The organism is Mesorhizobium sp. B2-4-14, from assembly GCF_006442155.1.
Classification (GTDB): domain Bacteria; phylum Pseudomonadota; class Alphaproteobacteria; order Rhizobiales; family Rhizobiaceae; genus Mesorhizobium.
The window spans coordinates 31,934-53,829 of sequence record NZ_VFVA01000036.1 but is presented as its reverse complement, the minus strand read 5'-3'; the positions used below and the strand labels follow the sequence as shown (position 1 = coordinate 53,829).

22 protein-coding genes and 1 pseudogene are annotated in these 21,896 nt (G+C 60.3%); 8 read left to right on the top strand and 15 right to left on the bottom strand.

Annotated features, from left to right (window positions below; genetic code table 11):
* Positions 1-151: 151 nt before the first annotated feature.
* Positions 152-913, bottom strand: a complete 762-nt coding sequence (gene hutC / locus FJ938_RS24465) for a histidine utilization repressor (protein ID WP_140610897.1) — start codon at positions 911-913, stop codon at positions 152-154.
* Between the two features lie 501 nt (positions 914-1,414).
* Here hutC and FJ938_RS24460 point away from each other — a divergent pair.
* Genes FJ938_RS24460 through FJ938_RS24450 form a run of 3 tightly spaced genes read left to right on the top strand, consistent with a single transcriptional unit; the run spans position 1,415 to position 3,962 of the window.
* Positions 1,415-2,173 (top strand): ABC transporter substrate-binding protein, encoded by a 759-nt coding sequence (locus tag FJ938_RS24460; protein WP_181169171.1) that lies wholly within the window; start codon positions 1,415-1,417, stop codon positions 2,171-2,173.
* 35 nt (positions 2,174-2,208) lie between these two features.
* Positions 2,209-3,177 carry an amino acid ABC transporter permease gene (locus FJ938_RS24455; RefSeq protein WP_140698268.1) on the top strand — a complete coding sequence of 323 codons (969 nt, stop codon included), beginning with the start codon at positions 2,209-2,211 and terminating at the stop codon, positions 3,175-3,177.
* Positions 3,174-3,962 carry an amino acid ABC transporter ATP-binding protein gene (locus FJ938_RS24450; RefSeq protein ID WP_281409107.1) on the top strand — a complete coding sequence of 263 codons (789 nt, stop codon included), beginning with the start codon at positions 3,174-3,176 and terminating at the stop codon, positions 3,960-3,962. The genes FJ938_RS24455 and FJ938_RS24450 overlap by 4 nt, the downstream gene beginning before the upstream one ends.
* Before the next feature lie 348 nt (positions 3,963-4,310).
* Here the strand turns inward: FJ938_RS24450 and FJ938_RS30110 are convergent.
* Positions 4,311-4,519, bottom strand: a pseudogene (locus FJ938_RS30110) (hypothetical protein); the annotation flags it as partial.
* 44 nt (positions 4,520-4,563) lie between these two features.
* Between FJ938_RS30110 and FJ938_RS24440 the strand changes: the two are divergent.
* Positions 4,564-6,039: an inorganic triphosphatase gene (locus tag FJ938_RS24440; protein ID WP_348642292.1), complete on the top strand. Its 1,476-nt coding sequence runs from the start codon at positions 4,564-4,566 to the stop codon at positions 6,037-6,039.
* Positions 6,040-6,947: 908 nt separating this feature from the next.
* Here FJ938_RS24440 and FJ938_RS24430 read toward each other — a convergent pair.
* From FJ938_RS24430 to FJ938_RS24375, 12 genes are all read right to left on the bottom strand, one after another.
* Positions 6,948-7,166, bottom strand: coding sequence for a hypothetical protein (locus FJ938_RS24430; protein ID WP_246673495.1), 219 nt, complete (start codon positions 7,164-7,166; stop codon positions 6,948-6,950).
* Positions 7,167-7,246: 80 nt separating this feature from the next.
* The gene (locus tag FJ938_RS24425; protein ID WP_140698262.1) at positions 7,247-7,489 is read right to left on the bottom strand and encodes a MurR/RpiR family transcriptional regulator; all 243 of its coding nucleotides are present in this window, start codon (positions 7,487-7,489) and stop codon (positions 7,247-7,249) included.
* A 94-nt stretch (positions 7,490-7,583) separates the two neighbouring features.
* The gene (locus tag FJ938_RS24420; protein WP_246673493.1) at positions 7,584-8,363 is read right to left on the bottom strand and encodes a 3-methyl-2-oxobutanoate hydroxymethyltransferase; all 780 of its coding nucleotides are present in this window, start codon (positions 8,361-8,363) and stop codon (positions 7,584-7,586) included.
* A 57-nt stretch (positions 8,364-8,420) separates the two neighbouring features.
* Positions 8,421-9,212, bottom strand: a complete 792-nt coding sequence (locus tag FJ938_RS24415; RefSeq protein ID WP_140698257.1) for a TIM barrel protein — start codon at positions 9,210-9,212, stop codon at positions 8,421-8,423.
* Between the two features lie 6 nt (positions 9,213-9,218).
* Positions 9,219-9,527, bottom strand: coding sequence for a MocE family 2Fe-2S type ferredoxin (locus FJ938_RS24410; RefSeq protein WP_140610892.1), 309 nt, complete (start codon positions 9,525-9,527; stop codon positions 9,219-9,221).
* Positions 9,528-9,538: 11 nt separating this feature from the next.
* Positions 9,539-10,498 (bottom strand): sugar phosphate isomerase/epimerase, encoded by a 960-nt coding sequence (locus FJ938_RS24405; RefSeq protein ID WP_140698254.1) that lies wholly within the window; start codon positions 10,496-10,498, stop codon positions 9,539-9,541.
* Positions 10,495-11,499 (bottom strand): Gfo/Idh/MocA family oxidoreductase, encoded by a 1,005-nt coding sequence (locus FJ938_RS24400; RefSeq protein WP_140698251.1) that lies wholly within the window; start codon positions 11,497-11,499, stop codon positions 10,495-10,497. The genes FJ938_RS24405 and FJ938_RS24400 overlap by 4 nt, the downstream gene beginning before the upstream one ends.
* A gap of 89 nt (positions 11,500-11,588) precedes the next feature.
* Positions 11,589-12,434 (bottom strand): ATP-binding cassette domain-containing protein, encoded by an 846-nt coding sequence (locus FJ938_RS24395; RefSeq protein ID WP_140698248.1) that lies wholly within the window; start codon positions 12,432-12,434, stop codon positions 11,589-11,591.
* 127 nt (positions 12,435-12,561) lie between these two features.
* Entirely contained in the window at positions 12,562-13,581 is a 1,020-nt protein-coding gene (locus FJ938_RS24390) for an ABC transporter permease (RefSeq protein WP_140698291.1), read from the bottom strand.
* Entirely contained in the window at positions 13,581-14,525 is a 945-nt protein-coding gene (locus FJ938_RS24385) for an ABC transporter permease (RefSeq protein WP_246673497.1), read from the bottom strand. Before FJ938_RS24385 ends, FJ938_RS24390 begins: the two co-directional genes overlap by 1 nt.
* Before the next feature lie 208 nt (positions 14,526-14,733).
* Positions 14,734-15,684, bottom strand: coding sequence for a sugar ABC transporter substrate-binding protein (locus FJ938_RS24380; protein WP_140698288.1), 951 nt, complete (start codon positions 15,682-15,684; stop codon positions 14,734-14,736).
* 113 nt (positions 15,685-15,797) lie between these two features.
* Positions 15,798-16,844 (bottom strand): sterol desaturase family protein, encoded by a 1,047-nt coding sequence (locus FJ938_RS24375; protein ID WP_140698242.1) that lies wholly within the window; start codon positions 16,842-16,844, stop codon positions 15,798-15,800.
* A gap of 198 nt (positions 16,845-17,042) precedes the next feature.
* On the opposite strand from FJ938_RS24375, the gene FJ938_RS24370 reads away from it, so the two are divergent.
* Positions 17,043-18,077, top strand: coding sequence for a LacI family DNA-binding transcriptional regulator (locus tag FJ938_RS24370; protein ID WP_140698239.1), 1,035 nt, complete (start codon positions 17,043-17,045; stop codon positions 18,075-18,077).
* Positions 18,078-18,310: 233 nt separating this feature from the next.
* Here FJ938_RS24370 and FJ938_RS24365 read toward each other — a convergent pair whose 3' ends face one another.
* Complete coding sequence (locus FJ938_RS24365) at positions 18,311-19,213, bottom strand: GNAT family N-acetyltransferase (RefSeq protein ID WP_140698235.1); 903 nt, start codon at positions 19,211-19,213, stop codon at positions 18,311-18,313.
* Between the two features lie 232 nt (positions 19,214-19,445).
* Between FJ938_RS24365 and argE the strand changes: the two genes are divergently transcribed.
* From argE to FJ938_RS24350, 3 genes are read left to right on the top strand one after another with little or no spacing between them, the layout of a single operon-like run.
* Positions 19,446-20,570, top strand: a complete 1,125-nt coding sequence (gene argE / locus FJ938_RS24360) for an acetylornithine deacetylase (RefSeq protein ID WP_140698232.1) — start codon at positions 19,446-19,448, stop codon at positions 20,568-20,570.
* Between the two features lie 13 nt (positions 20,571-20,583).
* Complete coding sequence (locus FJ938_RS24355) at positions 20,584-21,507, top strand: glyoxylate/hydroxypyruvate reductase A (RefSeq protein ID WP_140698228.1); 924 nt, start codon at positions 20,584-20,586, stop codon at positions 21,505-21,507.
* A gap of 24 nt (positions 21,508-21,531) precedes the next feature.
* Positions 21,532-21,885 carry a cupin domain-containing protein gene (locus FJ938_RS24350; RefSeq protein ID WP_140610883.1) on the top strand — a complete coding sequence of 118 codons (354 nt, stop codon included), beginning with the start codon at positions 21,532-21,534 and terminating at the stop codon, positions 21,883-21,885.
* The last annotated feature ends 11 nt before the right edge of the window (positions 21,886-21,896 follow it).

Below are 21,896 nucleotides of genomic sequence, written 5' to 3'. Positions count from 1 at the left end.
GGCCTGGGGGCCTCAGATCCCTGATCGCCAACGGCAAAGATTGGCTCCCACATGACGACATCCATTGCACATAGTTGTATAGGTGACTTAGATATCTTTCACTTGCCCTGCAACTGTCAAGACGGGTGAGCGTCGCCTCCGAGAGCACTAACTAGCGACCAAAGGACATGCGCGCGGCAAGACTGAAGCGAGAGCCCGGATGCAGGAAGCGTGCGCTGGATGCAATCATACCGCGCGACCATGTGCGGCGGCGCAGCAGAAGCAAGGGCTCTCCCTGCTTCATTTCGAGCAACTCACAGTTGAACTCGTCAACCAGGACGGCCTGGATGATATGCTCGACCTCCTCCAGGGGAGCAACGGCCATCAGATGAACATAGGGCGTTATTTTTGTGAAGTCTTGCTCCAGATAGTCCGGAGAAAACTGCGGGTTTACGTATCTGTCTTCAATCTGCAGCGGCCTTCCATTCTCTCTATGAACCAACAGCGAATGAAATACCGTGGTGCCTGGCACCACATTCAGTTCCGTCGCGATATTAAGGTCGCTATCGACCTCCTCCATCTTGATGACATCAGTCGTATGGCGATTGCCGCGCGCTTCGATCTCGGACTGTATGTTGCGCAATTCCATGAGCGTGGATTGACCCTGGCGGGCGGCGACGAAAGTGCCGGCACCCTGTCGGCGCACAAGAATGCCTTCGGCGGAGAGATCTCGCATGGCAATATGGATTGTCATGCGGGAGGCGCCCAACTGCTCTGAAAGACGCGATTCAGACGGGATTCGATAGCCTTCCTGCCATTCCCCCGAATTAACTTTCTCCAAAACATGGTTGCGCACCCGCTGCCCCAGCGAAACTCCGATCTCGCCATTGCCGTGGGTCAATTCCTTCTCGGTCCTAGTCGTCGTCTTGCTCATGTCGCCACTTGCCGATGCGTTTGAGATCGAATGTGTCCACATATTAGTACAAGTTGGTCATCTGTGTCAGAATAAAACGGCGTCCCGCTACGATCGCGCTTGACAAGGCTGATTCTGGAAAGTTGTATATATTACTATAGGTGTCTTGCCTCTGACGTGCGGCCGGAGTGAAGGATTCGATGGAAAGATCGATAGGCAAACTTTGTCTTCGCCTGCGGCACAAGGGCAAACGCCTGGAACCAGAGAGCTTGAGGCCGGGAACATCGTGCGCCTACCGAAGAGTGAGGCGTTAGCGACGGTCAGCCGGCTTCACCGGTCAAAAACTGCGAGCTTCAAGACAGCATCAACAGGGGAGATAAACGCATGCGCAATGAACATTCTAGTCGAGCTCGGTTCGCCTCGAGCATCGCGGCGGCTTTGTTTTTGGCTGGATCGATACTTGCGGGCTCGGCTCACGCCGAAAGCGCTATCTCAACCAAAATGGATCCGAAGCTCAACGCCATGCTCCCGGCCAAGCTGAAAGACGCCGGAACGATCAGGGTCGCCAGCAACGTCGAATATCCACCATTCGAATATTACGACACGGACAACACCACCATCATCGGTCTCGACAAGGATCTGGCGGAAGCAATCGGCCAGAAGCTCGGGGTCAAGCTGGAATTCGAGAATATGAGCTTCGACGCCATTATTCCCGCGCTTGCGGCCAAGCGCTACGACATGGCGATGTCGGCGATGACCGACACCGACGAACGTCGCAAGAAGGTCGATTTCGTCGACTATTTCACCTCCGGTGGAGGCTTCCTGGTCAAGAAGGGCAATCCCAAGAACGTCCACAGCCTCGCCGATATCTGCGGCGTCACCGCCGCCATCGACAAGGGCACCACGGAAATCGAGGATGCCAAGAAGGCTTCCGAGGATTGCGTGAAGGCCGGCAAGGCGGAAGTCAACGCCAAGGTCCTGCCCGGCACCAGCAAGATCGTCCTGGCGTTGCAGTCGGGCCGGGCCGATGTTGCCATGATAGACACCTCCGCGGGCGCCTATATTTCGCAACAGCACAAGGGCGCCTTCGAGGTGCCAGGCACTTCCTATGCGCCGCGGCCCTACGGGCTGGTGTTGCCGAAGGAGTCCGACGAGCTGACCAAGGCATTGCAGGCCACCGTGCAGGCGCTGATCGATGAAGGCACCTACGGCAAGATCCTGGCGAAATGGGGCCAGGAGGTCGGTGCCATCAAGCAGGCCACGATAAACGACGGCAAGTAAGGAGCCACCCGACAGCCAAATCCTGGGAGTTCGCCATGTCCATCAAGGAGACCGGTTCTACGGAAATGAGCGGCGATCCCACGATCGACCTGGCAATCAGGCCGGCCCGGCACCCTTGGCGCTGGGTGGCCGTCGCCTTCGTAGCGCTGCTTGCGGCCATGACGGTGCACACGTTCTTCACCAATCCCCGCTTCGAATGGTCCGTGGTGGGGCAATACTTTACCTCCGACACGATCCTGCTGGGAGTGCGGCGCACGCTCGAGCTCACGGCCATCGCCATGGTGATGGGCGTCGTGCTCGGCGTGATGCTCGCCGTCATGCGGCTATCGCCCAACCCGGTCCTGTCGGGCTCCTCATGGCTGTTCGTGTGGTTCTTCCGTGGCTCGCCGCTGCTGGTGCAACTACTGTTGTGGTACAACCTCTCGGCGCTGTTTCCGAACATTTCGCTCGGCATTCCTTTCTTCGGTCCGGACTTCGTCCAGCTTGATGCCAACGCGCTCATCACCCCCTATATCGCGGCCATCCTTGGCCTCGGCTTGAACGAGGCCGCCTACAGCGCTGAGATCATCCGGGCGGGCATCATCTCCATCGACCATGGCCAGACTGAAGCGGCCCAGTCGATCGGCATGTCGCGTTGGCGGCTCTTGCGGCGTGTTGTGCTGCCGCAGGCGATGCGCGTCATCATCCCGCCGCTCGGCAACGACACCATCAACATGCTCAAGATGTCGGCGCTGGTCAGCATCATCGCGGTGCCGGAACTGCTCTTCGCGGCGCAGACAATCTATACGCGCACGTTCGAGACGATCCCCCTGCTGATGGTCGCGGTGATCTGGTACCTGATCATCGTCTCGGTGCTCAGCGTCATCCAATATTACATAGAGCGTCACTACGCCCGCGGCAGCAGCCGCAACCTCCCTGCCACGCCCTGGCAAAGCATCGGCTCCTTTCTCGGGCTATTACGCGCCCGTCCGCTCGCGGCCAGCGAGAAAAGGAGGCCGTCATGACCTTTCAGACAAGGCCACAGAGCAAGCTGATGGTGCAGGCGACAGGGGTAAGAAAATCCTTCGGCTCTCTAGAGGTTCTCAAGGGGATAAACCTGTCCGTTTCGAACGGTCAAGTGACATGTCTGCTCGGTCAGTCCGGTTCGGGTAAAAGCACCTTTCTGCGTTGCATCAACCACCTCGAGCGTATCGACCATGGCCGCATCCGAGTGGACGGCGAACTGATCGGCTATAGGGAGCACAATGGCTACCTGCAGGAAATGCACGAGCATGAGATAGTGCGCCAACGCATCCACATCGGCATGGTGTTTCAGCACTTCAACCTGTTCCCGCACATGACTGTTCTCCAAAACATCATGGAGGGACCAGTCGGAGTGAAGCGGCAAGCACGCGAGGAAGTGAAAGAACATGCGCATGCCATCCTGAAGCGGGTCGGTCTTGTTGAAAAGGCCAACGCTTATCCCCGCCAGCTTTCGGGCGGTCAGCAGCAACGCGTGGCGATCGCGCGCGCCCTCGCCATGCAGCCCAAACTCATCCTCTTCGACGAGCCGACCAGCGCACTAGATCCGGAACTGGTATCGGACGTGCTCGATGTGATGCGCGATCTGGCGGAGAGCGGCATGACGATGATCGTGGTGACCCACGAGATCGGCTTTGCTCGCGAGGTGGCTGATCGCATCGTCTTCATGGCGGGCGGCGAGATCATCGAGGAAGGAAAGCCAGCGGACGTGCTCGGCAACCCTTCTCATCCTCAGACGCAATCCTTTCTCGCCAAAGTGCTTGCTTAGGTAGAGGCTTGTAGCAGACCTTTGAGCAATTCACTCCGACACCGACCGTGGCACTCAGGATGGTGAGATAGCCATATCGGCTTCGCCACATAATCGGCTTCGAAACACAGAAACTTTCTTCAGGCGATAAGGTTGCTTCGGCCGTTTTGTTAGGATGTCTTGATGGCGCATATGGCGCACGAGCTCGTCCACGAATACGATATTCAAGTGGACGAGGCGCGTCGCGGGTCGTTGACAGTCCCGCCCGGCCGGGCCAGCACCATGGTCTGACGGCGAGATTCCGACTGGCTGCAAACAGGCGTCCCCACAGCTTGCGTCCAGGCAAAGAACAGGAGCAGGAGAGGAATCGCGCAGGTCGAGAATCTTGGTCGCAAGTGCCTTTTGCCGATCCCAGCGTGCTTGCGCTGCCGCAAGATGGTCTCGGTTTCCGCCAGCCCGGCTTCCACGCGGGTCTGTCTGTCGGCCACTTCGATGCCGATCGCTGCCTCGCGGCCAATGATGTCGTTCTCCACCTTGAACGCCTGGCGGCGGCGCAGGATGTCCTCGACCTCGGCCGGCTTGAGATCCGGACGCAGCTGGTCCAGTTGTTTGTGACAGGTTTATGACGCACTATGCGAAGCGACGCTGCGCCGAGGACACTATGCAGGAAACGGAACTGAAGCTCGAGCTTTCGCGGTCGGGAGCGGGATCGCTCCTCAAGAAAAATCCGTTCGGAGCCTCGCCCACCATTCTCCAGCAAAGATCGATCTATTTCGACACTCCGGGACGGGACCTGTCCAAGCGCGGCCTGTCGCTTCGCATTCGCAAATCGGGAAATGAACGGATACAAACCGTCAAGGCCAGCAATGACGCCGCGGCCGGATCGTTCGCACGCGAGGAATGGGAGCGGCCGGTCGCCGACGATATTCCGGTGCTTGACGATCCGCAGATCCGAGGCCTGCTTGCGGAGGCTGGCCCAAGGCTGGCGCCCGTGTTCGAGGTTCATGTCAAACGGCATCGTTGGAATGTGACGGACAGCGGCGCCACAGTCGAAGTCGCCTTGGATCTTGGCAAGGTCGTTGCAGCCGATCGCGAGGCGCCGGTCTGCGAGATCGAGTTGGAAAAGAAGGTAGGCTCGCCGAAGGCGCTGTTTGCGCTCGCCCGGAAAGTCGACCTGATCACGCCGGCGCATCTCGGGGTGCTGAGCAAAGCAGAACGGGGTTATCGTCTGCTTGACTCGGCGCCGGGTGCTGTGAAATCGGCGGCGACCCCGCTCTCGTCCGAGATGAGCGCGGCAACGGCTTTCGCGCGTATCGCCGCAGCCTGTCTCAGACAGTTTCGTCTGAATGAAACGGCGCTGGGCTGGTCCCACGATGCAGAGGCCCTGCACCAGGCTCGTGTGTCGCTGCGACGGCTGCGATCTCTGTTTTCGATCTCCAAGTCCCTGTTCGACGACAGCCGTTTCGACCACCTGCGAGAAGAATTTAAATGGCTTACCTCGGAACTTGGCGATGCGCGCAATATTGACGTGATGATCGACCGCGCTTCGAGCGAGGCTCTTTCAAGCCGTCTTCAAGATGCGCGCGACGACGCCTATGTGGCGGTCGAAGCATCGCTCTCCTCGGCGCGCGCCCGCTCGTTGATGATCGATGCCATCGAGTGGATTTCCATCAGAGACTGGCGAACCCAATCGGACGAGCAGTCGTTAAGCGATTTCGCCTCGAGTGTCTTTGATAAATTTTGGAAAAAGGTGGCGAAGGGCGGCAACAACCTCATTGATGCCGATGACGAGACCCGCCACAAAGTGCGCATTGCCGCAAAGAAACTGCGCTACGCGGCGGAGTTCTTTGAACCGCTTTACAACAGCAAGGCGGAAGTCAAACGCCATCGACGATTCATCGAGGCGATGAAGAGCCTGCAGGATCAGCTCGGCAACCTCAACGATATTGCCACCGCCCCCGATTTGCTGGCAGCGCTGGAGCTTTCGGACGTGGCCGGTGCGAAGGATCTCTTCAGCGCCGAGGAGAAATCCAAGCTTCTCGAGGATGCCGCGGAAGCACACGACACCTTTGTCAACACTAGGCGCTTCTGGCGTTGAGGCAGCATGCAGAGCGACGAAGCTGCAGCACCGGCTAGCCCGGACAACATGCTAGTTGGCGGATGTCAGCCAACCCACATCCTATGACCTCGTATGGTCTGGCGAACCTATGAGCGAAGCAGCTAGGGTTCGGAACGAAAGCGACCGTCGCGCCGCCTAGCACCGCACCTAAGTCACTGCGCTCGACAACATCAGAACGATGCCGACCGCTATCATTAGCAGGCCTGGCCAGTTGCGCGAAAAGCCGAGAAACCCGAACCCACGCCGTCGCGGCTCGAGAGTTGGGCCAGGCGTTGCCAGCCTTGAGGCCGACCGGTCGGCTGGAGTGCCGAGCGGTGCCAAATTGCTGAGCCGACCGTATGAGAGTGCCGCGCCTGCCATGTAGACAATGCCAGCGACGATGAGTAGCGCACCGATGAGAATGACAGTCAATTTTCATCCTCCTCTGTTTAGCTTTCCAAGCCTGGCCCGCATATGAATGAAAACGGTCGTGACGGCTGTCAGTTCCGGCAAGAGCGCCCTATCAGCTTGGACGTGTCGCCTGAATCGAACGGAACGGGCCCGGTGAACGCCGGAGGTCTGCCGTGGGGAACAAAGCTAGGCTGATCATTGAAGCCGTGTCGGAGGAACCATTGGCCGAGGCGGATTACTACGCCAGAAAGTGCGGCATCCCTCTTGAAGACGCGTTGGGGACCATTGAAGGTGCCTACAGTTCCAAGCCTGACAAGAGCAAGAAACCAAAGCGCGGTAAGCGCAGCAGGCACTGATCAGGGCCGGCCGTCCTTTTTGGGCAATCAGTAGTGCGCGACGCACCTGCTAAGCAGTTGTTACCGCTGTGCCCCAAGAAGCAGCCGACCAATGATCGGTCGTAGCCTCAAGGAGCAGACGCCAGCCCTGACCCGTTCGTGTCATCTGCGATCAGGCAAGTCCGTCCCTATCCGCAGACGCTCCATATAGGCTCGATAGGCAAAGCTGCGGTCACGCTTCTTGCCGGTCGTTTCGACGAGAATGCCAGCTTCAGCCAGCACTTCGATCGCGCGGGTTGCCGTTGACCTACTTGCATCAATCATCTTCGCCGCCCCCGCGTCTCTCACAATGCTGCTGTCAGTGCCAGAAATTTCGAACATGAACCTGTTTTCCGTAAAATGTCCGATTTCCGGCCCATTTCAGATCAAAACGCATATCTAAACTGAATGCAGTCGCTTTGTTAGCTGGGGTTCCGCTGCGCCTTCCGATCAAGAATATGATTGCGAAAGCAGTTCTGCGTTTCTTTGAAGGACCTGAAGCCAAGACGCGAAACGAGGCGAGACAGGGTTGTCGTTGAGACGTTGCACCGGCGTGCGATCGAGGCCGACTTCTCGAAGGCGACGTAGTCCGGCTCTGCAAACATCATGCGGGCGACAGTTTCCAATTTCGTCGGAAGGATGAGCTCCCGCTTGGCAATCAGCATTTTGAGTTCATCGAGCGTTGGCGCCCTGGTGTTGCGAACCACGACTTGTCCGGCATCCGCTCGTGATGAAATGGGTAGCTCCAAAGGCATTGTTTCACCGTTCTGCTGCTTGCATGAAGCTGTCGAACTCGGCATCCCCAATCGAAACGGTATGTTCGTAACCGGGGTACCGGCCGGAATCGACGTCGGCCTTGTATTCCCTGAAGGCCGCAACGCGCTCGTCCTGGATCTTTTGCAGCTCCGGGCTGAGGTTTCGGTATACCTTTCCGTGTCGCGGCTTGTGGTTCTTGCCGTAGCCGCAGACATCTTCGGTGAACAGGTACTGCGCATCCGCATATTTGCCGGCACCCATACCGAGCATGACCAGCGATGAGTTTTCGGTCAGGAATTTCGCAACGCGGTCGGGCACGACTTCCAACTCCGCCCCGAAGACGCCGATCTCCTCCAGTCTCTTCGTATGTCGCCAGAGGCGGAGCGCTTCGTCCGCCGTCTTGCCGACCGCTCGCCAACCCGTCCAGGTGATGTAGGAAGGGATCAGGCCGATATGGCCGACGACAGGGAGGTGGTTGTCGCAAAGCGCCTTCTGGATATCGTAGGACGCGGCACAGTAGAAGGCGTCGCCTCCGATGCCGGCAAAGTGGAAGGCCGCACGCAGATAATCCTCCGCCGTCGCGAGCGGACGGCCGGCAAAACTGCCCCAGCCGCCATAAGGCAGACCGACCTGCACGAAACAGTTGCCGGCTGCATCCCGCATTTCCTGATCGAAATACCGGCCTTCGATCGAAAGCATGTGAATGCCCGCTGCCGCTGCTGCCGCGGCTTCGTCGGGCGTGCTGACGAAGAGCATGGAGATCTTCTTTCCATTCCGCTTCATCTTTCGGATGTCCTCGACATGAGGACGGTTGTGATACATGCCCATGGTCAGCCTCCCCTATAGTTCATCGCTCACCGTGAACGCCCGCCGGAAAGCGTCCAGCGCCGCCTCGGGATCGTGTTGGGCAAACGCTTCCAGACCCACTGGCCCGCGGTACCCCATGTCGAACAGGGCTCTTGCGATGTAGGGCCAGTTCATCTCGCCCGTTCCCGGCTCGCAACGACCCGGGTTGTCGGCCACCTGCACCTCGCCGATGAACGGCAGGCACTTCTCGCACCAGCGCACGATGTCGCCTTCGCCGATCTGCGTGTGATAGAGGTCGAGATTGATCCGCAGTTGGGGTCTGTTGATCGACGACACCAATGCCAGCACCGATGCCGTCGAGCCAAACGGGCAGCCAGGGTGGTCGAGCAGGTTCAGATTTTCGAGCGTGAAGACGACACCTTCGGCCTCGGCCATGTCGCAGATGCGGTTCAACGTGTCCCGCGCCTTCAGCCACATCGGACCGGTCTCGACGTCGGTCTTGACGATGGGAATGCCACCCTCGCCGAGCCCGGTGCCGTGCAGGTTCAACCGGGCAATGCCGAGGCGCTTTCCAACCCTTGCGGTCTCGAGCACCGATTTCAGGAGAATGTCGGCGCCCTCTTCGTCGGCGAGCCGTCCTTCGAGATAGCCGTTCATGATCGTGAAGGTTGCGCCTGTCTTCTCGAGCGCCGCGAGGTCATGGTCCGGCCAATTCCACAATCCGACGCCGAAACCCATTTCATGCAGCCGCGCGACGCGCCAAGCCATCGGACGATCGCGCCAAAGCATTTCGGCGCAGGCAGCCAGTTGGAACGGTTGGCTCATGACAGTTCAAACCTCGACCATAACGCGGCCGTTCTCGACCTTCGTCTTGTAAATCCTGAGGTTCTCGCAGGCCGGTGGCGTCTCTACCTCGCCGGTCGTGAAATCGAAAACGGAAGCGTGCTTGGGGCACTCCACCGTGTTGCCCATGACCAGGCCGTCGGCAAGGTGGATCGCCTCGTGCGTGCACAGTCCGTCAGTGCAGTAATATTCATCGGCGTCGTTGCGGAAGATTGCGAAGGCCCGGCCGCCATTGTCGAAGCGCCTGGCTTCCTCGGCTTCGATGTCATCGGCGGCGCATGCGTCGACCCAGGGCATTGAGTGTCTCCTCAGATATCTTGTGGTTTGAAGTCCGCGGGGGCTGATGGCATCACGCCCTGGAGCAGCGCGACGGACTTCTCCAGCCCCTCGAGCGAATTGAGAAGTACGTCCTCGTGCTCGATGGAAAGCCAGCCGTCATAGCCAGCCATCTTGAGCCGATAGCAGAACTGCCGCCACCACTCCTGGCCATGGCCGAACCCAAGCGTGATGTAGCTCCAGGAGCGGGCCGGAATGTCCATGAGGCTGCCATTCTCAAGCAGCGAGGTCGTGGCCTGAACGGGCCGGTTGAGCATCGTATCCTTGGCGTGAACATGGTACACGGCCTCGCCCAGCGCCTCGGCGGCGGCGAGTGGGTCGGCGCCCATCCAGAACAGGTGCGAGGGGTCGAGATTGGCGCCCACGACAGGCCCGACCGCTTCTCGCAATTTCAGAAGCAAAGGCACGTTGTATACGCACTGATTGCCGTGCAGTTCGAGTGCGATGCGCTCGACACCGTTTTCCTTCGCCAGCGCCACGATCTCGGACCAGAACGGGATTAGCCTGTCTTCCCATTGATATTTGAGAATGGTCTGCGTTTCCGGCGGCCACGAGGAGACGACCCAGTTTGGCAGGCTGTCGCTGGCGCTGCCGGCCGGCAGACCGCTCATCGTGCAGACGGTGCGGATGCCCATTTCGCCGGCGACGCGGATCGTGTCTTTCAATCCCTCGCCCTGGGACGGATCGGTCGGATGCAGCGGATTGCCGTTCGCGTTCAGGCTGATGATCTCCAGCCCGCGTTCCTCGAACGCGCCGGCGAACCGCTTCTGGGCTTCCCTGTCGCCCAGCATGGACGACAGCCGGAAATGCGGGGCGGTCGACCAGCCACAGGTGTTCACCTCGATGCCGGATACCCCCATGCGCCGGGCATGATCGAGCACGGCGTCGAACGGCAGGTTGCCGAGACTGTCTGAAACGAAACCCAGCTTCACGCGTAGAACTCCGGCTTTGCAATCATCTGGATGGGTGTGTGACGGGCCTCCCTCAGCGCCACCACGCCAGCCTCGGCGACGACGGCGGCGCAATAGCCGTCCCAGCAATCCGAGGCGGTCGCGGGGAACTCGCCAGTCATCACGAAGCGAAGGAAGTCGCGGTTCTGGCGGCGATAGGCGTCGTAATAGCGGGTCCGCCAGTCTGCGTCGTAGCTTGTGCTTTGGGTGAGCTCGGACTCGGTGCGGGTGTACGCAACATTATTCGTCGCAACGGCTCCCCGCTCGCCGATCAGCTCGGCACGGACGTCATAGCCATAGGCTGCGTTGTTGTTGATCTCGATGTTGACGAGCTGGCCGTCCACCGTTTCCAGCACCATCACGACGGGCGCGACCCGCGCGTCCGAGCGTCTCGGCTGGAATGCGGAAATAGAGGCATATTCCGTCCCCAGCACGTAACGCACGACGTCGAATTCATGCGGGGCGGAATTGGTGATAGCCATCGCACCGGTGAAATCGGCTGCAGGCGTTTCAACATTGCGGTGGAAATTATGCATCACCAGCGCCCGGCCGAGGTGGCCATCATCCAGAGCCCGCTTCATCTCCTGGTAGGAACGATCGTAACGCCGCATGAAGCCGAGCTGGACGAACTTCGCCCCCGCCTTCTGTTCGGCTTCCATCACCGCGACGCAGTCAGCCGAGGCTTGTGACAGGGGCTTTTCGCACAGCACCCGCTTGCCGGCGGCGATGCAGGCCATCGCAAGCGGCGCATGCGTGAAATCGGGACTCGCAATGATGACGGCGTCGACGTCTTGCCGCGCGATGGCGTCCTTGGGGTCGGTCGCAATGTCGAAGGCCCCGCACGCATCGGCGACGCGGCGAGCGCGCTGCTCATCCATGTCGCAAACCAATTGAAGGGTTGCGCCGGGCAGTTCCTCCGCGACTATCTTGGCATGATCCGCGCCCATCAAGCCGGCGCCGATCACTGCAATACGAACTGTCATTTCTGTCCTGTTTTTTGCTTTCGAGTTTACGGGGCCGCGACAAGCGACGAGATGAAGCCGAGCCGGACTGGATAGCCTCCCGAGCAAGTCTAGTAAGCGGCTGGGACCTCCAGCACCTGCGGGGACGGCGGATGCCCCTCATGGGTCTCCATGTAACCCTCAACCTGCGCTTCGAGGTCAGCCATGGTCTCGCCGCCAGCCATCAGATCTGTGATCTCCTCGCGGGACTTTTCGCCCTTGCGGAAATCGGCGGCGATGGCGCCACGGATCAGCACTGCGAAATGATCACCGACGGCCATGGCGTGCATGACCTGGTGAGTTATGAAGACCACCGCCAGGCCGCGCCTCTTGGCCTCGTTGACGATACGCAGCACGTGCGAGGCCTGCTTGACGCCGAGCGCAGCGGTCGGCTCATCCAGGATCAGCACACGCGCTCCAAAATACACGGCGCGGGCAATGGCGAGCGACTGGCGCTCGCCGCCCGACAGGCCCCCAACCAAGCGGTCACCGTCATCAATACGGGTGATGCCGAAATCCCGCACCGCTTTCACCGCGATTTCGTTGGCGCGCTTGCGGTCGTAGATCCTGAACGGTCCCCAACCTTTGGTCGGCTCGACCCCAACAAAGAAAGACCGCCCGATGCTCATCAGCGGGAACGTGCCGCCGAACTGGTGCACCGTGGCAATACCCCGCCCCTGCGCGTCACTCGGTCCGACGAAAGTTACTGGCTGACCGTCCATCAGTATCTGCCCGCTGGTGGGCTTATGGACACCAGCCAAGGTCTTGATGAGGGTCGACTTGCCGGCGCCGTTGTCGCCGAGCAGACAAAGCACCTCGCCCGCACGCACCTTGAGCGAAATATCGTGCAGGACGTCGATTGGGCCGAAGGATTTGTTGACGTTCTTCAGTTCGAGAATGGCAGGTTTGTCGTTCATGGCGTGCTCAGCCCTTCCTATCGCGCCCGGTGGGATTGATGCTGCCGACTAGCCAGGCTGTTCATCGAAGCCCTATCCTTGGCCAACCATGTGACCGCGGGCTTGGACTGCTCTAACAACTCATTTCTCATGGATTTGCTGGCTCCCGCGGCAGGCTTCGCTTGCTCCGCGGCCTGAAGTACAGAGCCAGGTCACGGAACGACTGGTTCATCAGCACGGCTATCAGGAGCATCACGCCGATGATCAGGTTCGACCAGTTTCGGTCGATCTGCGTAAAGTAGATGCCCTGGCTGACAATGGCGAAGGTGATGGTGCCAACGAAAATGCCGAGGACGGACCCGAAGCCACCGGTCAGCAGGACGCCGCCCACCACCACGGAGACGATGGCGTTGAAGATGAAGTTCATGCCGCCGGAGACTTGGGCGGAATTGAACAGGATCGCCTGGCAGATGCCAACGAACGTTGCACTGACAGCGGACAACACAAAAAGCGCAATGGTCAAGCGATCAGTCGGAATGCCAGCATTACGGGCGCTGATGCGGTCGCCGCCCATTGCAAAGAGCCAGTTGCCGTAGCGGGTTTTGTGCAGAACGAATCCTATGATAGCGGCGAATGCTAGCCACCAGACGATGATGACTTGGTGACTGCCGCCGATCAGCTGGCCGAACAGGAATTTGGCCCAGTCCGGCGCGGTTACCGCAACGCTGGCATTGCCGGTCAGAAGTACCGACCCGCTGAGCACCACCCCTTGCATGGCGACCAGCGTGGCCAGGGTAATGATAAGCGAGGGCACGGAGGTACGTATCGTCAGCAGGCCGTTGACCAGGCCGACCGCCACGCCTATCGCCAGCGCTCCTGCTATTCCGACCGATATGGGCAGCCCGTAATAGCCAGTGAGGATGGCAGTGGTCATCGAACCCGCCGGGATCAGTGCGCCGATGGAGATGTCGAGCTCGCCTGAGATCATCAACAGGCCGACGGGAATGGCGACAATGCCGAGATTGGCCGCGAAATTGACCCAACTCGCCGCGCCAACGAGTGTGCCCAGATTGGCGCCGCCGAACAAAACGAAGAACAGCACCACGCCGATGAGACTGAGGATCGACCCGGCTTCCGGACGCCGCAACAAGGATCTGATTGCGTCCATCATGACCGCCCTCCCTTCTTCGACGAATAGCTGAGCGCGAGTTGCCGGAAGGTGTCGTTGGTCAGCACCGCAATCAGGAGGAGCACGCCGATGATGACGCTTCCAACATTGGGGTCCAAACTCGTGAAGTAGATGCCCTGGTTCACGATCGAGAAGGTGAGAGTGCCGAACACGATGCCAACGACCGAGCCGAAGCCACCGGTGAGCAAAACGCCGCCGATGACCACGCACATGATGGAATTGAAGATGAAGGACTGGCCCGCCAGAACCTGCGCACTCTGATAGACCATCACCTCGCTGACGCCGACGAAAGCGGCGCTGAAGCCGGACAGCATGAAAAGGCCGATGCTCAGGCGCTTGGTTGGGACGCCGACATTGCGCGCGCTCTCCTTGTCGCCGCCGAGCGCATAGATCCAGTTGCCTATCGGCGAGATGTGCAACAGCCAGAACAGGCCAACCACGAACACCACCCACCACAGGATCGTGACCTGGAACATGCCACCGAGATAATCACCTAGGATTTCCTTGGTGAACGGATCCGGCACAAGCGAGACCCCGGTGCTGCCAGCGATCTTGACGGTGAGACCCAGCGTCAGACCCATCGTGCCGAACATGGTGCCGATGGTGATTATCAGGGATGGGATGGACGTTCTCGTGACGAGCAGGCCGTTGAGGAGGCCGACGGCGAGACCGAGTCCGAGCGCGGCCGTTATGCCAAGCCAGTCGGGGAGCCCATAATGACCGGAGATGATGGCAGCGGTCAGCGATGCCGCCGGGATCACGGCGCCGACCGAGATATCTAATTCGCCAGCGATCATCAGCAACCCTATCGGCAGCGCGATGATGCCGATCTCGGAAGCGATGTTCAACCAACTCGCCGCGCCGGCTGCTGACATAAAGCCGCTTCCGCCGAACACGCCAAAGAAAAGAAGAACAGCGATCATGCCGAGAAACGACCCCGACTCTGGTCGTCGCGCCAGGCGGCCGAGTGCCAGTCCGGACTGCGGGCGGTCAATCGCCGGCGTTGATGTGGACGTCACGGGATGTGCCATTAGGGTAATCCGCGAGCTTACGGCCAGCCTTGATGTCGCCGCCGCAGAGAGAGAAAAAAGGGCCGCCGCCGCAAACGCGAAAGCGGCCCAGGCGGGAGGATTATCGCGTCCCGGCCTTCACGCCAGCGATGGTGGCGTCGACATTTGCCTTGTCGATGATGCCTGGTCCCGTAAGGATCTCGCGGGTGGGCACCGACAAACCATAGTTGACGTGGCCATTCAGGATCGCAACGGCCAGGTATCCCTGCAGGTAGCCTTGCTGATCGATCGCGCAGGCCTGCTTGCCATCCTTGATGTTGTTCAGGATGGTTTCGTCAAAGTTCATGCCGCAGAGTTGCACTTTCCCGACCTTGCCGGCCTGCGTAAGACCGTTCATGGCGGAGTTGGCGTCGACGTTGCCGATCGTAAAGACAGCGTTCACATCCTGGTGCTGCAGCAGATAGGCTTTCACCGCCTGCGCGACGGCCGTGGCCGAGCCGAAGGATGTAGCAGGCAATGGCAGGACGTCGGCTTCGCCGCCGCCGTTCTTCATCCCCTCCTTGAAGCCGCCGCAGAAGGCCTCGATATTGGCGGCGCCTGGCAGCGTGTTGATGCAGACGCCCTTCTTGTTGCCGCCCTTGGCAAGGTACTCGCCAGCCGCGACACCGCCCTTGTAATCGTCCGAGCCGACATAGTTCATGGCGCCAAGACGATCGGCCGCTTTCAGCCCGCCGGCATTGTAGATGAGCAGCGGAATGCCCGCATCCCTGACAGCCTTGAACGCAGGGTCCATCGCTTCCGGCACCCAGTCCGGGCCGACAATGGCGTCCGCCTTCTGGTCGATGGCTTGGCGGATCAGTTCGGCGGCGTCCACGCCCAGATTGTCGTAGTTCTGCGGCCCGAGCCAAGTGACCTTGCCACCCTGAGCCTCGACCACCTTGCCGGCGTCTTCGGCGCCGCGCTTGACGATCGACCAGAACGGATCGTCGGGCTTGCCGCCGACGACGAAGATGTTGGCGGCAAGCGTCGCGCCGGTGCTGAAGCCGACCAGCACCGCTGTCGACACAAGCATCTTGAAAAGCTTCATAGTTTTTCCTCCCAGATTGCCCCGTAGGGTTTCGACAAAAGTCTTCCTGTTCCAGGCCCGCTCCTCACGGACTCAGCCGAAAACAGCGCTTGGTTTCGCTATTCGGCCGGCATTCCAGACGCTGGATCGCCGCGGCCTTCCTGTCGGCTCCGTACCTTTTCCTTTTTCTTACGAAAGCGGGTCTTCATGACTTCGTCGGCTTCCTTACTGCCGTCGTGCCAAGTGCCGAACAGCTTATCGAGGGGCACAAGCCCGTCGCCGCCGTAATTCACCTCGAAGTATTTGTGGTGCAGGTAATGCACGTAAGAATGGCTATCGAGATTGATCTTGTCGGTGATTTCAAACGTCTCGAAGCCGAGGTGGCCGTTGACCGCGCCGAAGCCCGCTCCATGCAGCGTGAAATAGGCGCAGACCGGGTTGGACGGGATCAACAGGTGCAGCCAGGCTTCGGCATGATAGAGGAAGCCCTCAACCGGATGCATCGACAGCGACGACCACGGGCTCGGATTGATCGAATTGTGGTGGACCGAGTGCACCCATTTGTAGAGCGGAGCCCAATGGATCGCCCGGTGCAGGAAGAAGAAATAGACCTCATGCACGGCAGGCGCGATAAGCACCAGGAACGACAGGTAAAGCCAGTTCGTGGTCCATGGCAGCCAGACCGCCCAGCTGTTGGCATAGACCCACAACATCACGATCTCGACTACCGTCCACAGTGGTATGGTGACGAAAAACGAGCGGGCGAAATTGTCGATGTTCTGGCTTTGAAACCAGAACACGTCGGACGGCGCGTCCGAGGGAAACTTTGGATTGTACTTGAAGCGGTTCTGTTGTTTGCGCTGGACATAGTAGCGCAGCTCGAAGAAGCCGTAGAAAAGAAAAATCCCAGCGGCGTTGAGGCCGTATAGCCAAAGGTAGTTTAGCAGCGAAAGGCTCGCGAGGCTCTGCCAGCTCGGGATCAGCAGGTTGACCCAAATGAGCGACGTGGCGAGGTGGAAGGTATTCCACGGCCAGAAGAATTCAGGAATCCAGGCCAAGACCTTTTTCGCATTGAACGGACGGTGCCAGATCGGTGCCGGCTCTGCCCGGCGATGGGGAGCCCAGCTGCCGCGCTTGTCGCGTGTTCCATACTGAAGGTCATCCATCGTAACAGCGCCTCCTCACCCTGATCCGTCTGGTGACTGCGGGGTTCAGACCCCGCCCTGGGGCTCAGCCGGCCGAGCCCTCGTTCGGCGCAATTCATATCGGAGGGTTGATATTCGGAGAAGGCAGAAATAATATCAAAATTGCATTTGTATCATTTAGTTTCAATCATGATGATACAGAAGAGGAATGGGCGTTCAATGAAGCGGCCGACAATCCACGATCTCGCCACTGCGGCAGGCGTATCAGTCGCGACTGTGAACAGAATTTTGGGTGGCACCGTTTCCGTGCGGCCGAAAACAGTCCAACGCGTCCAAGGTGCTGCAGAAGAAATTGGCTTTTACGGTATCGGGGCGATCGACGATCGTGCTCGTAAAATATCGCCACATTACCGATTGGGTTTCCTGCTCCAGCAGTCGACCCGTGACCTCTACCAGTTGTTCGGGAAGAAGATCGTTACCGCCTGTCGCGAGCGTCGGGACGAGGTCATCGACCCTGTCGTCGACTTCGTCGATATTTTGACGCCGGATACTATTTCGAACCGCCTTATCGCGCTCGGCGAGAAATGCGACGCCGTCGCGGTTGTCGCGGCGGATCACCCGATCATTGGCCAAGCCATCCGTTCCCTGAAGGAGATGGGAAAACCAGTTGTTTCCTACATCACGGATCAGTCGGCGCCTGAAAGGGCGGCCTATGTGGGCACGGACAACTGGAAGCTGGGGCGTACAGCTGCATTTTTGATTGCCCAAACCACCCACGGTCCTGGTCGAATTGCGGTTTTCATTGGCAACCATCGATATCAGTGCCAGGACGTCTCAGACGCCAGCTTCCGTTCGTATTTGCGCGAACACGCTCCACGGCTCACGGTGGAGGAAAGCCGCCCAACCCACGAGGAATCGCATGAGGCTTACCGAATGGTCGCCGAGTTGCTTAAGACAACCGCCGATCTCGTGGGAATTCTGATCGTCGGCGGCGGAATTACCGGTGTCCTTCGTGCATTGAGAGAGGTCCCTTCGGAAAGGCGTTCGGGCATCAGGGTAGTATGCCGCGACATTGGTCCTGAGACTCGCAGGGGATTGTCGGAAGGGTTAATCACTGCAGCTCTCTGTCACCCGCTTGAGGCGACCTCCGCCCTTCTCGTGCAGACCATGATCGATGTCAGCGGACCACAAGCACCGCTCGCAACTCTTCAACGGTCCATACCGTTCGAAATAGTCACGCCGGAGAATATCTGAGGGTGGCTGCTAGGTCACACTCGGACATCTGATTAGGAGTCTGCTTTCAGGTGACATGCGAGCTGAGCTCAACGACCGAGATTGATGCCCCCAAAGCAGCCATGTCATCTTGCTCCGAAACCGGACTGGCGGCTTCTGGCCTGAGAGGTCCATGTCCGGACGTTCAGATCTTAAGGCTTGATATACATAGGGAACAACCGTGCAATGGTTGAATTGTCGACGAAAGCACCGGACTATCCGAGAGTTTGGCTCGCCAGAGCATAGGTCTTCGGCGTAGCCGAGCCGCCGACAGAGAAATCGGCGAGGCGTTTGCCCAGCGACATGGTCAGCACCGTATCGAAGACCGGCATTCCGGCGTTCGAGAGAAAGGCGGCGAACTCGCGGCTGTCCATGTGGGTGTCGACCCGAAGGAAAGACCCCGAATGGTCGGCGACGTGCGGCCGCACGATAGCTATGGCGTCGGTATCGCTTTCGGCCACGACCGGTCCCACCACATAGCCGCGCCCGAACGGCCGGCAGAGCGCGAAGGCGCTCAGCCTGTCGCCCTTGAAAAGCCCATAGCCGGCCGAATGCGCGAAGAGCATTTCAATAAGCCGCGTCCGCTTCACGCCAAAGCCGGCCGCGTCGAGCGCGATCCCTGCCGGAATATCGCTTGCCGCCAAAGCCCGGATGTCGCCGCGCGCGCCCGGCTGACTATCCGTTGTTGGTATGCGGGCTATGCCCTGGTATTGATAGACGGTCTTCTCAGGCTGGAAGTCGAGCGAAAGGTAGAGCCGCCTTGCCGCCCGGGTTGCATTGAGGCGCAGGTCGCGCCCGGCGACCTTCTCGAAGACCCGCTGCATCAGCCATTGCCCCGCACCGAGCGTCTGCAGTCGCGGCGAGGTGATGACCATTCCAACGGTCGCGAAATCGGCGCCATGCGCGAACCACATGGCCGAGCCCAGAACACGGCCGATCTCATCAAGCGCCACGAGCCCTTGCCCCACCTCGCGCAGGAACTGCCAGTCTTCGGCTCGGTGCGGCCATCCCACGGATAGGGAGTGCGCGTGCAACCGGTCGAGTTCGATGCCCTCGATGTCGCCGATGCGCATCAAGAAGGCATCGATTTTGAAACTTCCGGACGGCTTCAATTTCATGCCTCAGAACGATTGCATAACGGGTGACACACAATGGCCGCCCGCCCCTGCCAACGCTAGACAACCAGGTCGATACGATTTGCTCGAAAGGCGCGCGCCAACGCAAGATTCGACTGAAACATTTCCGCTTTCAGCACGCAATCGCGAAAGAAGCCGCACATGCTGTTCCAAGTTGTTGCAGCATACGGTCGACGGTACACATCCGGCGACCCGAAATCCGTTGAGGGCTGGAATGGACGTCTTTGATATCCTCGACCGTCTCGTCGCCTTTCCATCGATCGCTGGCAAACCCAACGGTCGTATCGCCGGCTGGATCGAGACCTATCTCATGGAACATGGGACGCAGGTCACCGTCCTCCCCGGACCGGAAGGCGATCGTTCCAATCTTTTCGCGACGATCGGCCCTGCTGATATCCCCGGCTACGTACTGTCCGGCCACATGGACGTCGTCCCCGCCGCCGAGCCGCAATGGACCTCGGCCCCTTTCGCGCTGCGTCAGCAGGGCGAAAGGCTCTACGGACGTGGCACCACCGACATGAAAGGGTTTCTGGCCGCGGTGCTCGCGGCCGTACCTGCACTGAGGGGACTGCGCCTCGCTAGGCCGATCCATCTCGCCTTCTCCTATGACGAGGAGGTGGGGTGCCGCGGCGTTCCGCATCTGATTGCCCGCCTGCCTACCCTTTGCGCGAAACCGCTCGGCGTCATCGTCGGCGAGCCGAGCGCCATGCGCGCCGTGTGCGCCCACAAGGGCAAGGCAGCCGCCCGCGTGACGATCAACGGGCGCTCCGGCCATTCCTCGCGGCCCGATCTCGGGCTCAACGCTATCCATGCCATGGCCGGGGCGCTGAGCGCGGCCGTGAGCGAAGCCGAGCGGTTGACACATGGTCCGTTCGACCCTGCCTTCGAGCCGCCCTACTGCTCGCTGCAGGCGGGCGTGGTGGCAGGCGGACAGTCAGTCAACATCATTCCCGACACCTGCACTTTGGACCTGGAGGCGCGCGCCATACCCGGCGTCGATCCGGCCAGCCTGCTTGCGCCCGTCAAAGCGCAGGCAGAGGTTCTTACGGCCGACGGCTTCCAGGTCGAATGGACGCCGATCAGCGCCTATCCGGCGCTATCGCTTCCGCGAGACGCGGCGCTGACAACCCTGCTGTGCGAGTTGACCGGCGAAGCGCCGCTCGGGGCCGTCAGCTACGGCACGGAGGCCGGCCTGTACCAAGCCGCCGGCTTGGACGCGATCATCTGCGGCCCAGGCGACATTGGCCGCGCCCACAAGCCGGACGAGTACATCCTTGCGAGCGAACTCGCCGCCTGCCAGCGATTGATCGGGGCGCTGGGCACGCGCTGCGCGTCGTGACGAGGCAACCACGATGACATTCCTGTTCAATTCCGATGCGCGCCGCGGTGCCGTCTTCGCCGAGGCGTTCGCGGGGGAATTACCGGACGTCCCCTTCACGATCGATGCCGCAACAGTCGATCCCGACGCCGTGCGTTACCTGATCAGCTGGACCGTGCCGGACAACCTCGCCCGCTACAGGAACCTGGAAATCCTGTTTTCCATCGGCGCCGGCGTCGACCAGTTTCGCCTCGATGCGGTGCCTCAAAACGTGAAGGTCGTGCGCATGATCGAGGAAGGCATCGCGCGCATGATGCAGGAATATGTGACGCTGGCCGTGCTCGCGCTCCACCGCAACCTGCCGGCCTATCTGGCGCAGCAGCGCGCCGGCCAGTGGAACGAGATCGCGCAACTTCAGGCCCGGTCGCGCCGGGTCGGCGTGCTCGGCCTCGGACAGCTTGGCCAGGCCGTCCTGGACAGGTTGAAGCCCTTCGGATTCCCGCTTGCCGGCTGGAGCCGCTCGCCGCGACGGATCGAGGGCGTTACCTGTAATCATGGCGAGCTCGGGCTGGAACAGATGCTCGCGGCCAGCGACATACTGGTCTGCCTGCTGCCGCTGACCGAGGATACGCGTGGCTTCCTTGATGCGGGCCTGTTTGCGAAGTTGCCCAAGAACGCGGCGCTCGTCCACACCGGCCGGGGGCCACAGCTTGATCACGAGGCGCTTGTCGCCACGCTCGACAGCGGCCACCTGTCGGCCGCAATGATCGACGTGACCGATCCCGAACCGCTGCCCGCGAGCCATCCGTTCTGGTCGCATCCGAAGATCATCCTCACTCCGCATGTCGCCAGTGTCACCCAGCCAGCGACCGCCGCCCGCGCCGTCATCGACAACATCAAGCGTCACCGCGCCGGACTCGACCCCTTCGGGCTCGTCGACCGGTCGCGCGGCTATTGAATTTCCAACACGAAAGGCCGCTCCTTGCTCCTGCTCAAGACCGTCGACACCAATCCAGCTTTTTCACCGCGCGAATCCAAGGCGTTGCCCGAACGGCTGATTGCCGGCAATCCCGCCTTCAAGACCTGGGCACAGGACGTGGCCAGGGACGACCTCGTCCATACCGGCATCTGGGAGGCGACGCCTGGGGAGACGCGCTCGATCAAGGGGGAGACCTTCGAGTTCTGTCACATCCTCTCCGGCATGGTCGAAATCACCCCCGACGGCGGCAAGCCGGTGACCTACCGCGCCGGCGACAGCTTTGTGATGAAGCCTGGCTTCACCGGAGTTTGGAAGACCATCGAAACGGTGCGCAAGATCTACGTAACCGTGGGGTAGAGGGCGTGGGC

What these genes read in the sequence shown, in the direction of transcription:
- hutC (WP_140610897.1), bottom strand. Translation starts at nt 913, where the DNA reads ATGAGCAAGACGACGACTAGGACCGAGAAGGAATTGACCCACGGCAAT.
- FJ938_RS24460 (WP_181169171.1), top strand. Translation starts at nt 1,415, where the DNA reads ATGCTCCCGGCCAAGCTGAAAGACGCCGGAACGATCAGGGTCGCCAGC.
- FJ938_RS24455 (WP_140698268.1), top strand. Translation starts at nt 2,209, where the DNA reads ATGTCCATCAAGGAGACCGGTTCTACGGAAATGAGCGGCGATCCCACG.
- FJ938_RS24450 (WP_281409107.1), top strand. Translation starts at nt 3,174, where the DNA reads ATGACCTTTCAGACAAGGCCACAGAGCAAGCTGATGGTGCAGGCGACA.
- FJ938_RS24440 (WP_348642292.1), top strand. Translation starts at nt 4,564, where the DNA reads ATGACGCACTATGCGAAGCGACGCTGCGCCGAGGACACTATGCAGGAA.
- FJ938_RS24430 (WP_246673495.1), bottom strand. Translation starts at nt 7,166, where the DNA reads ATGTTCGAAATTTCTGGCACTGACAGCAGCATTGTGAGAGACGCGGGG.
- FJ938_RS24425 (WP_140698262.1), bottom strand. Translation starts at nt 7,489, where the DNA reads ATGCTGATTGCCAAGCGGGAGCTCATCCTTCCGACGAAATTGGAAACT.
- FJ938_RS24420 (WP_246673493.1), bottom strand. Translation starts at nt 8,363, where the DNA reads ATGAAGCGGAATGGAAAGAAGATCTCCATGCTCTTCGTCAGCACGCCC.
- FJ938_RS24415 (WP_140698257.1), bottom strand. Translation starts at nt 9,212, where the DNA reads ATGAGCCAACCGTTCCAACTGGCTGCCTGCGCCGAAATGCTTTGGCGC.
- FJ938_RS24410 (WP_140610892.1), bottom strand. Translation starts at nt 9,527, where the DNA reads ATGCCCTGGGTCGACGCATGCGCCGCCGATGACATCGAAGCCGAGGAA.
- FJ938_RS24400 (WP_140698251.1), bottom strand. Translation starts at nt 11,499, where the DNA reads ATGACAGTTCGTATTGCAGTGATCGGCGCCGGCTTGATGGGCGCGGAT.
- FJ938_RS24395 (WP_140698248.1), bottom strand. Translation starts at nt 12,434, where the DNA reads ATGAACGACAAACCTGCCATTCTCGAACTGAAGAACGTCAACAAATCC.
- FJ938_RS24390 (WP_140698291.1), bottom strand. Translation starts at nt 13,581, where the DNA reads ATGGACGCAATCAGATCCTTGTTGCGGCGTCCGGAAGCCGGGTCGATC.
- FJ938_RS24385 (WP_246673497.1), bottom strand. Translation starts at nt 14,525, where the DNA reads ATGATCGCTGTTCTTCTTTTCTTTGGCGTGTTCGGCGGAAGCGGCTTT.
- FJ938_RS24380 (WP_140698288.1), bottom strand. Translation starts at nt 15,684, where the DNA reads ATGCTTGTGTCGACAGCGGTGCTGGTCGGCTTCAGCACCGGCGCGACG.
- FJ938_RS24375 (WP_140698242.1), bottom strand. Translation starts at nt 16,844, where the DNA reads ATGGATGACCTTCAGTATGGAACACGCGACAAGCGCGGCAGCTGGGCT.
- FJ938_RS24370 (WP_140698239.1), top strand. Translation starts at nt 17,043, where the DNA reads ATGAAGCGGCCGACAATCCACGATCTCGCCACTGCGGCAGGCGTATCA.
- FJ938_RS24365 (WP_140698235.1), bottom strand. Translation starts at nt 19,213, where the DNA reads ATGAAATTGAAGCCGTCCGGAAGTTTCAAAATCGATGCCTTCTTGATG.
- argE (WP_140698232.1), top strand. Translation starts at nt 19,446, where the DNA reads ATGGACGTCTTTGATATCCTCGACCGTCTCGTCGCCTTTCCATCGATC.
- FJ938_RS24355 (WP_140698228.1), top strand. Translation starts at nt 20,584, where the DNA reads ATGACATTCCTGTTCAATTCCGATGCGCGCCGCGGTGCCGTCTTCGCC.